General features: G+C 36.3%; 9 protein-coding genes. 1 reads left to right on the forward strand and 8 read right to left on the reverse strand.

The window, feature by feature from the left end; genetic code table 11:
• Positions 1–94: 94 nt before the first annotated feature.
• Positions 95–244 (forward strand): hypothetical protein, encoded by a 150-nt coding sequence (locus tag V7164_RS19800; protein ID WP_438824028.1) that lies wholly within the window; start codon positions 95–97, stop codon positions 242–244.
• Positions 245–296: 52 nt separating this feature from the next.
• On the opposite strand, the gene pepF is transcribed toward V7164_RS19800, so the two are convergent.
• The 8 genes from pepF to allC form a co-directional block, all read right to left on the reverse strand.
• The gene (pepF, locus tag V7164_RS19805; RefSeq protein WP_335355021.1) at positions 297–2,114 is read right to left on the reverse strand and encodes an oligoendopeptidase F; all 1,818 of its coding nucleotides are present in this window, start codon (positions 2,112–2,114) and stop codon (positions 297–299) included.
• Positions 2,115–2,227: 113 nt separating this feature from the next.
• Positions 2,228–3,427 carry a competence protein CoiA gene (locus V7164_RS19810; RefSeq protein WP_335355022.1) on the reverse strand — a complete coding sequence of 400 codons (1,200 nt, stop codon included), beginning with the start codon at positions 3,425–3,427 and terminating at the stop codon, positions 2,228–2,230.
• Between the two features lie 104 nt (positions 3,428–3,531).
• Positions 3,532–5,049 (reverse strand): cardiolipin synthase, encoded by a 1,518-nt coding sequence (gene cls, locus V7164_RS19815; protein ID WP_335355023.1) that lies wholly within the window; start codon positions 5,047–5,049, stop codon positions 3,532–3,534.
• Between the two features lie 56 nt (positions 5,050–5,105).
• Positions 5,106–5,768 carry an adaptor protein MecA gene (gene mecA / locus V7164_RS19820; protein WP_335345695.1) on the reverse strand — a complete coding sequence of 221 codons (663 nt, stop codon included), beginning with the start codon at positions 5,766–5,768 and terminating at the stop codon, positions 5,106–5,108.
• 255 nt (positions 5,769–6,023) lie between these two features.
• Entirely contained in the window at positions 6,024–6,419 is a 396-nt protein-coding gene (spxA, locus tag V7164_RS19825) for a transcriptional regulator SpxA (protein ID WP_335355024.1), read from the reverse strand.
• A gap of 189 nt (positions 6,420–6,608) precedes the next feature.
• Positions 6,609–7,208, reverse strand: a complete 600-nt coding sequence (locus tag V7164_RS19830) for a nitroreductase family protein (RefSeq protein ID WP_335347598.1) — start codon at positions 7,206–7,208, stop codon at positions 6,609–6,611.
• 130 nt (positions 7,209–7,338) lie between these two features.
• Positions 7,339–8,388 carry an ureidoglycolate dehydrogenase gene (allD, locus tag V7164_RS19835; RefSeq protein WP_335347593.1) on the reverse strand — a complete coding sequence of 350 codons (1,050 nt, stop codon included), beginning with the start codon at positions 8,386–8,388 and terminating at the stop codon, positions 7,339–7,341.
• Positions 8,389–8,461: 73 nt separating this feature from the next.
• Positions 8,462–9,694 carry an allantoate deiminase gene (allC, locus tag V7164_RS19840; RefSeq protein WP_335347592.1) on the reverse strand — a complete coding sequence of 411 codons (1,233 nt, stop codon included), beginning with the start codon at positions 9,692–9,694 and terminating at the stop codon, positions 8,462–8,464.
• Positions 9,695–9,779 lie beyond the last annotated feature (85 nt).

Genomic DNA, 9,779 nt, shown 5'->3' on the forward strand with positions numbered 1-9,779 from the left:
GTTGAATATAATGTAATAACCATTAGGCCTATCTTTAAGTCACTTAACAATCTAACAGGAGGAGTTCGAGGTGAAAAAGCTTCCTTTTGTTCTAATGTTTGTCTTTATTTCTCTTTCCTTTATCTTAAATTTCTTCGCGCTTATGAAGATGTTTCCCCTTTATATAAGCTCACCGCTCTTATTTTTATCCATATTAATTCTCATTATCACGATTAATGACCGAAAGAAGTTTAAAGGATTTTGAATCTGTTATATAAAAGGAGAATGAAGTTTAGAACCTCATTCTCCTATTTTCATTATCCTAGCAATTTTTCCATTTCATTGAGCTTTTCTTCAAATACTTTACATGCATCCTCGACTGGTTTAGAGCTTGTCATATCTACCCCAGCTTTCTTTAGCACCTCTATAGGGTAATCGGAGCTTCCAGCCTTTAGGAAGTCAATGTAACGATCAACTGCCGGCTGGCCCTCTTCTAAAATTTGTTTACTTAATGCGGTAGCTGCACTAAAACCAGTCGCATATTGATAAACATAATAATTGTAATAGAAATGAGGAATCCGGGACCATTCTAATCCTATTTCCTCGTCAATGATTAGATTTTCCTCCCCAAAATATTTCTTATTCAGCTCATAATAATCTGTTGTTAATGCCTCAGCCGTAAGAGCTTCATTATTCTGGACCTTTTGATAAATTAGATGCTCAAACTCTGCAAACATCGTTTGACGAAATACGGTGCCTCTAAAGCCTTCTAAATAATGATTTAATAAATAAATTCTCTTCTTATCATCATCCACTGTCTTTAATAAGTAATCGTTTAATAGCGCTTCATTGCATGTTGAAGCAACCTCTGCAACGAAGATCGAATAATTGCCATATGGATACTTTTGAGTTTTTCTCGTGTAATAACTATGAACAGAGTGGCCAAATTCGTGTGCCAATGTAAACAAATTATTTATATTATCCTGCCAGTTCATCAGTATATATGGATGCGTTCCATATGAACCAGATGAATAAGCACCGCTGCGCTTTCCTTTATTCTCGTAAATATCAACCCAGCGATTTTCAAAGCCTTCTTTCAATACGTTTAAATAATCTTCACCAAGCGGGGCTAAACCTTTAAGGATTAAATCTTTAGCTTTATCATACTTAACCTCCATTTTGATGTCTTTAACAAGCGGTGTGTAAAGATCATACATATGAAGCTCATTGACAGCAAGAACCTTTTGACGAAGCTTCACATAGCGATGCAGCAGATGCAGATTGTCATTAACTGTTTGAACAAGATTATCGTAAACAGATTCTGGAATATTATTAGCAGCTAAGGCTGAATGGCGAGCTGAGCTATAGTTTCTAATTCTCGCATTGAAATTATTCATTTTTACGTTTCCGCTTAATGTGCTTGCAAACGTATTGCGAAATTTTCCATATGTGTCATAAACAGCCTTAAATGCATCATGTCTTACCCTTTGATCTTCACTTTCAAGGAATCTGCTATAACGGCCATGTGTTACCTCAACCTCTTCCCCATTTTCATCCTTTATGGAAGGAAATTCCAAATCAGCATTATTAAGCATCCCAAATGTATTACTGGAAGCAGAAAACACTTCAGAAGCTTCAGCAAGCAATGCCTCCTGTTCAGCAGAGAGCACATGAGGACGCTGTAAATTAATTTCGTCCAACGATTGCCTGTAAAGCTGAAGCTCTTTCTTTTCCTCTAAGAAACCATTAATCTTTTCTTCATCAACGGCAAGAATTTCAGGAACAATATAGGCAAGATTGCTCGCTGCCTGTGAATATAAATTCTTTATGCGGTCATCCATGCCTTGATAATGAGAATTTGTTGTATCCTGATCATACCTCATATGAGCATATGTATAGAGCTTGCCAAGACGTTCGAGTAAATGGTCCTGATATTGTAATGCCTCATATAATAAATCAGCACTTTCCCCTAATTTTCCTTGAAACTTACTGGCTCCAGGTATTAGTGCTTTTACATCATTGAATTCCTTGTCCCATGCTTCATCATTTTGGAAAATATCCTCTAGCTTCCACGTGTCCTCAACATTGATTTCACTTCTCGCGGGAAGCTTTTTAACAGCCGTTTCACTTGCCATTTTCCATCCTCCATTCAATATTTCGTGTACCGAAAAAGGGTGCAAATTAATATTTCGCTTTACAATAATGAAATCCCTTCTATGTTCATTGTATTTCTAAATTGATATTATTATCATACCCAGCTTAAACTCTTACTAATAATTTCCCTATATGATTGATAAAAAATTTTCTCACTTTCATTCTGGTTTCCTATAGTTTCATGCACGATAATCGGTTTAACCATCTTGAAAGAGTTTTGGCTTTCAGGCTGGAGTGTTTTTATTTTGACAAGTAAATCGATATATTCCTTCACCGCCATCAAGGCACTTCCCTTTCGAACTTGGGGAAGCTGTCTAATCTTTATCTCACGATTTCGCACTCTCCTTTTAAAGGAATGTAAAATTTGATCCATCGAAATCGATTTATATTGTTTTAGTACATCCATAAATAAGTAGCTTTGCCATTCAACAGCTGGCGTTTCAATAAATGGTAAGTGAGGAACAGGTAAACCGATCTCAGGCGGAAGCAGAGAAGGTGTGAAGGAATGAGTATAAAGTTCTTTGAGGAATTTATTGTGGACGGACCCGTATAGAGGAATCGTAATATTCTTTGCCTTTCTAATTTCTTTAATCCAATCTTCTAATCTATTTGAGCGCCTGCTTCCCGGATTTAGTAGATTTGATATAGGTGAGCTGTTTAAAGTCATTATAGAGAATTGTGCTAAGGAATGTTTAACGGTAACGGGCATGATGTGTTGGATAAGGATGAGGTTGTCGGTAACTGGACAGTAAGCGGGAAGATGCCAAGTTCCAGATGAGCTTTTTGTTACGAATAAATAATCGAATCTCGAAAGTGCAACCAGATTATGACCTTTACGTTTAATATTTTTGCCAGCTGTGATCCATATAGGAGTAATATTCGCATGATAATAGCTTTCAGTTCTTTTGACGAAGAGTTCTTCTGGAATTGTAGAGCATTGATATTCTATCGCATATGAAACACCTTTATTCGTAAAGCCAATATCAGGCCTCTGAGCAATTTCCTTATAATATGGCTCTAGCTGAGGAGACAGCCCCTTCACTTGAAGCCATTTATATAAGGCAAGCTTTCCCTTTAGATGATATTCGGATTCTCTTTCGTACTTTTCCGAGCAGACTGCTCCTTTTTCATGGGCAAAATGAGGAATTTTTATCGTGCCGACTTTTAATAGGACCCGCTCTTCACACTCTGGACAATAGAAGCTTTCAGATTTTCTTAACTCTCTAAGCATTTCAAGACTATGATTACTTGCTAAACTAAACCATTCTCCTTGCTTTGTTTTTGAAACCAACAAAAAATCATCTCCCTTCTTTAAAGGCTACTATTCGACATATTACTTCATATACCTTTACAATTTTCAGAAATAATAAAGGAGCTGACCTTTAAGGTGCAGCTCCTTTATAGAAATGGGGATAACAGTCTTGACGTTGATTCAATAATACGATAGCCAATCTTCCTATTTTTGAATTTCACTAAATCTATTTCTTTGGAATATTGGATATCGTTTAGATATTCTCTTACAAGCTTGTCAGTACTTCTAGTGCGATATAAAAAAGCATTAACCTCGAAATTCAAATGAAAACTTCTCATATCCATATTAGATGTCCCAATGGAAGCCAGTTCTTCATCAACGATGACAATTTTGCTATGCATAAAGCCTTTCTCATATTCAAAGATCTTTACACCTGCTTCTAGCAATTCTGGAAAATACGAACGTGACGCATAGAATACAATTCTTTTATCAGGATTCTTCGGTACAAGAAGTCTTACATCAATTCCGCTTAAAGCTGCTATTTTCAGTGCAGAAAATATATCTTCATCCGGAATAAAGTATGGCGAGGCAATCCAAACCGATTTTTCAGCTGAAGTAATCATGGAGAAAAAGATGTTTTTAATTACGCTCCATTCATTATCTGGTCCTCCAGCTATAAGCTGCACTCCGCCATGGATGCTTTCCTCCAAATCAGGAGATAAATACTCCGGAGACATGATGCTTTTGTTCGTCATATAATACCAGTCTTGGAGAAAAATTAATTGCAGGCTTCTTACAGCTTCTCCCCTCATTAATAAATGAGTATCGCGCCAAAATCCAAAGCTCTCATCTCGTCCTAAATATTCATCCCCAATATTTAACCCGCCTACAAATCCAATACTTCCATCTATAACGATAATCTTACGATGATTGCGGAAATTTATTTTACTGCTAAGAAATGGGAGTCTAACAGGTCCGAAGGGAATTATTTCGATGCCAGCTTTATTTAGTTCATCAATATATTTATTTGATAATTTCCACGAACCAACTGCATCATAGAGAAAACGGACTTTAACCCCTTCGTGAGCCTTTTGGATAAGGAGATTTTTTATTTCTTTACCAATTTCGTCATGACGTACGATATAATATTCTAAATGAATGTGGTGAGTCGCTTCTTTTAAAGCTTCTAATATATGCTGAAAGGTTTCATCCCCATTTGTTAAAACCTTTGTTTGTGTGGCAAAAGATATTGGACTATGACCTAAATTTTGGGCCAAATGAAAAAGTTTTCTTTGATGATCCCCCAACTGTTTCATTTTTTCCTCATTAGATGGATCAATCTCTCCTTCCACCCTTAAAAAAGCTTGTTTATCGAGAATGTATTTCTGTCTAAACATTTTTTCTTTCTTATAATTTCGCCCGAATAAGATGTAGAAAATGAACCCGACTAGCGGGAAACTTCCTAAAACAACAAGCCATGTCAAAGTTTGGGCCGGATGCCGATTTTCTAAAAATATGACAAAAGCAATAAATATCACTGACAACGACATCAAAATACTTATATAGCCTAAATATCCGCCTGTTTGCATGACATAATGATCGTAAAGATAAACAAGACCCACCATTATTCCTAGAAATAAGATAATTCTGACTGTGTTCTTCACCTTCTCACCTACCACTTGCCATAAAAAAAACCGATTTCAAACTGAAATCGGATTTTCTATTTAAAATACGATCTTAATTGTTCAAATACATCCTCAGCGATGATTAGTTTTCCATATTCCTCAACGCGATGAATGGTAATTTGTGTTTCGTTCCCATATTCCAATAAAATGGACAGCATATTGTCAACATCCTCTTCACTGAAGGCTTCCTCAGGAAATTCAACGAATAAATAGTACCTTCCCTCAAAGGAATATAACTTTGTTGGAATGGAATCAAGGCCATGCTGCTTGGATAGTGAAATAAGATCTTCAAAGTCTCTAAAACTCAAAAGAAAATCAAGATTTTCCTCATATTCTAATTCCTCATCCGAATTTGGATTAAAATGCTGATCAAGCAGTTCTTCTATTCGCTCATCAACAGGAATATCCTTTAATTTTTCATCTGGTACGGGCAATTCAAACTTTTGGCCATCCTTTGAAAGCTGGGCCTTAGTAACAAGAATTTCTAAACCTTTATCTAATGCCTGAACTTGAATCCATAATGGACCTTCCACAGTGAACTCTTCATCTTCATGGACTTCCTCCATCATTTCCCAAAAAAGTTCTTCGCTGCGTTCGCGGTTATACCAAATTTCATCGCGCTCAAAGCCTCTTTCTTCTATATCACCATAAGAAATATAAAACTTAACTGTATGATCATTTATTCTTTCAATTTCCATATTGCAACTCTCCCTTCCGGAGTAGGATATTGCACCTTGTACTTTTATTTTATGATAAAAAGGATATAAAGGGAATTAAAATGTCACAACTTTTTAAAAACCATTAAACACCCAATGCTTTAAAATTTGCACCTTATTAGGGTAAAACAAATTGTCCTAACATTTTAGCAAAATTCTTTCGCTTTCACAAACTTTATAGCTTTTCTAAAAATATATTAAAAGGACCCTCTTCATTAGAAAGAAGGCCCTGTCCTATTAATTTACTAAGCGCTGTGCTTCACGAAGCTGGAATGTACGGACTTTTCTAGGAAGAAAACGTCTAATTTCATCTTCGTTATATCCGACTTGCAGTCTCTTTTCATCAATGATGATCGGACGGCGAAGCAGACCTGGATTCTTTTTGATTAATTCAAATAAATCTTGAAGAGGCATCGCTTCTAAATTAACATCCAACTTCTGGAATGTTTTTGATCTCGTTGAAATAATTTCGTCTGTTCCATCTTCTGTCATGCGAAGGATTTCTTTAATCTCATCAATCGTCAACGGTGTAGAAACAATATTTCTTTCCTCATAATCAATTTCATATTTACTAAGCCAAGCTTTTGCTTTGCGACAAGAAGCACAACTTGGTGATGTATATAGCGTAACCATGTTAAATATCACTCTCCCTAAGCAATGTATCTAAAATCAATTTGTTTACTTTCGGTAAGATCAAAAAGTCTGCAGCCTGATTTAAGGCACCTTTCCACTAATCGAATTATTAAAATGAAATTATAAATGTTAAAAAATACCTCCTCATCAAAATGATAGGAGGTATTTTTTTATTAATTCCTTTGTGTGTTATTTATAAAATCTAACACGATCTTCAACTGGCTGGAATTCTTTTTCGCCTGGTTGAGAAATTGGATTGCCAAATGGCATTTGAGCAATCAGCTTCCAATTGCTTGGGATATTCCATTCTTGCTTGACTTCTTCATCAATTAACGGATTATAGTGTTGTAAAGACGCTCCTAATCCTTCAGCTTCTAATGCTGACCAAACCACTAATTGATGCATACCTGATGCTTGACTTGACCAGATCGGGAAATTGTCCGCATATAAAGCAAATTGTTCTTGAAGAGATTTCACAATTGCTTCATCTTCAAAAAATAATACTGTTCCATGTCCAGCTTTAAAGGAATCCATTTTTTGCTGAGTTCCTTCAAAATTTCCTTCTCCAACCACTTTTCTTAACGTTTCTGTTGTAATGCTCCATAATTTATCATGCGCTTCTCCTGTCAATACAACTAGACGTGCAGTTTGTGAATTGAAAGCAGATGGAGTGTATTTTACGGCAAATTCAACGATTTCTTTAATTCTTTCATCAGATACCTTTACTTCTTTATTGATGCTATAGTAAGAACGTCTTTCTTTAATTGCAGTGTAAAAATCTTTTGTCATAACTGTTGTCATACTTATTTTACCTCCATTTAAAAATATCTAAATTCAATCATCTCTAATTTGAGATATATGGGTTTAAAAATATCTATTAAAAATTAAAATCTGGTTGCTTAATAGTTAGCATCAGAAACTATTTTGCGAATGGGTCTTTATTGTCATACTTATTGAAGTGAACAACATCCGACTCAAGATATCGATATACATCGTCAACAATTTCAATTCCTTCTTTTTCTGATTGTTGTTCGGCAATAACAGAGTTTTGACCAGGATAAAGCACTCGTTCAAAACCAGGTGCTGGTTTAATATTGTTTAAATCGCTCATTGTATTAGAAATGTTTTCCTTAAATTTTGTTAAGTCTGTAAAGTATGCTGGATTGATAACAATATGAAGCTGACCTAAATTACGGCCTTCACTTAAATCATTATACATAGATGAAACTTTATTTCCGAATGGCAAGCCAAGTAAAACACCTGATAAAACGTCCACCATCATCATTAATCCATAGCCTTTCGGACCTGCAATTGGGAGTAAAGCATTGACTTTAAATGGATCTGTTGTCGACTCACCGTTTTTATCTACCGCCCATGTATTCGGGATGGATTCATTCTTCGAGCGTGCATGAAGAATTTTCCCCCATGCTTGAACTGTCGTTGCCATATCAAAGACGATCATATCGTCATTTTTACCAGGGGCTGCAAACGCAATTGGATTTGTTCCATAGTAAGGTTCACTTCCACCAAAAGGCACAACCATTGGATCCGATTGAACAACTGAAATGCCAATTAAGCCTTGTTCAGCAGCCTGTTGGACAAAGTATGAAAGGGCTCCACTGTGACCGATCCTTCTAACGCCGACAACTGCAATCCCAGATTCTTTCGCCATATCGATCGCGTGATCCATCCCTATTTTTGCAGCTACATGCCCAACGCCATTATCGCCATCAAATATCGCTGAACTTGGTCCTGTTTTTTCAAACTTGAAATTCGGATTTGTGTTAATGCCGCCTTTTGCGATTCTTTCTGCGTAATACTCCACCCGCATTGCTCCGTGGGAATGAATTCCTCGTGCATCTGCATATGCCAATACATCAGCCACTCCCTCAGCATGTTCTTCGGAAAGCCCCGCTTTATTTAATTTCACTGTCATTAATTTTTTTAATGCTTCTTTCGTTGTTTTCATGCCATTCATCTCCTAGTTTGATTAATATAATTGTCTAATTTAGATAATTTTCCATTTTAACTAGTAAACATTTTTACTCTTTATACGCTAAAACATAAAGTGAATTAATCAACGCTTTCACACCAGTTGCTAACTCTTCTGGGCTTGTATATTCTAATGGATTGTGACTAATCCCATTACGGCTTGGCACAAATATCATCGCTGTTGGCACAATTGGGGCAATGATTTGCGAATCATGACCTGCTCCGCTATGCATCATTTTGTAATTCAAACCATTTTCTTTCGTTTGTTTCTCAATTGCTTCAACGATTAGTTGATCCATAGGAATTGGATCCTCGTCCATCCACATATCGATTTTAACCTCTACACCGGACTCATTGGCAATCCTGTTTATGATACTAGTTAATTCGTCAGTGAACTTTACAAGTACTTCTTTTTCTGTATGTCGAACATCCAACGTGAATAATGCTCCCCCCGGTACAACATTCACGATGTTCGGTTTGACTTCGATTTTTCCTACAGTAGCAACGAGTGGATCGCCATACTCTATTGCCTTATTAATCACGTCTTGAATCATTTGGCTCGCTGCAAATACAGCATCCTTACGATACCCCATCGGTGTAGTGCCTGCATGGTTAGCTACACCTGTTACATCAATAGTAAAACGTCTTTGACCGACAATGCTATGAACAACCCCAACGCTTTTCCCTTCATTTTCTAATACATTGCCTTGTTCAATATGAATTTCAATAAAACCTTTTAAATCTGTACGAAACGCTTTTGATTCTTCCCTAAAATTAAAACCTGCTTCTCTCATTGCATCTACGAATGGAACACCATTGAAATCTGATATGTTTTCAACATCCTCTTTCTTTGCAATTCCAACAAGGTTTTTTGAACCCCAGAAAGCATAAGGGAAACGGCTTCCTTCTTCTTCAGCAAACGAAACGACTTCAAGATTACGCAAAGGCTGGCCGTATGTTTCCTTTAAGTATCGAATTGCTAAGATACCGGCTAAAATTCCGTATGCACCATCTAATTTACCTGCATTTTTAACTGTATCAACATGAGAACCAGTTAAAATTGTTTCATCTTTATACTTACTGCCTTCTAAGCGGCCGAATAAATTTCCCACTTCATCAAAACGAGTAGTCAATCCATCTTCTTGAAGCTGCATTTCCAATGCATTTTGTGCTTCAATCCACTCTTTCGTATAAAGCAGGCGGGTTACACCACCTTTAGGATCCTTTCCATATTCCCCTAGCCAATCTACAAGGTGAGCAATTTCTTTTGTTAAGTCTTTCATCTTCATCTATCCTTTCTATATCTATCACACTACTATAAAGGTTACAATTTATTATCTTGTTTACTTTATGTAACCATAATACACC

The organism is Bacillus sp. JJ1474 (assembly GCF_036965225.1).
In the GTDB taxonomy this organism is placed as follows: domain Bacteria; phylum Bacillota; class Bacilli; order Bacillales; family Cytobacillaceae; genus Cytobacillus.

Bases quoted from the DNA above. Each gene is read 5' to 3' on its own strand.
- V7164_RS19800 (WP_438824028.1), top strand. From the start codon at position 95: ATGTTTGTCTTTATTTCTCTTTCCTTTATCTTAAATTTCTTCGCGCTT.
- pepF (WP_335355021.1), bottom strand. From the start codon at position 2,114: ATGGCAAGTGAAACGGCTGTTAAAAAGCTTCCCGCGAGAAGTGAAATC.
- mecA (WP_335345695.1), bottom strand. From the start codon at position 5,768: ATGGAAATTGAAAGAATAAATGATCATACAGTTAAGTTTTATATTTCT.
- spxA (WP_335355024.1), bottom strand. From the start codon at position 6,419: ATGGTTACGCTATATACATCACCAAGTTGTGCTTCTTGTCGCAAAGCA.
- V7164_RS19830 (WP_335347598.1), bottom strand. From the start codon at position 7,208: ATGACAAAAGATTTTTACACTGCAATTAAAGAAAGACGTTCTTACTAT.
- allD (WP_335347593.1), bottom strand. From the start codon at position 8,388: ATGAAAACAACGAAAGAAGCATTAAAAAAATTAATGACAGTGAAATTA.
- allC (WP_335347592.1), bottom strand. From the start codon at position 9,694: ATGAAAGACTTAACAAAAGAAATTGCTCACCTTGTAGATTGGCTAGGG.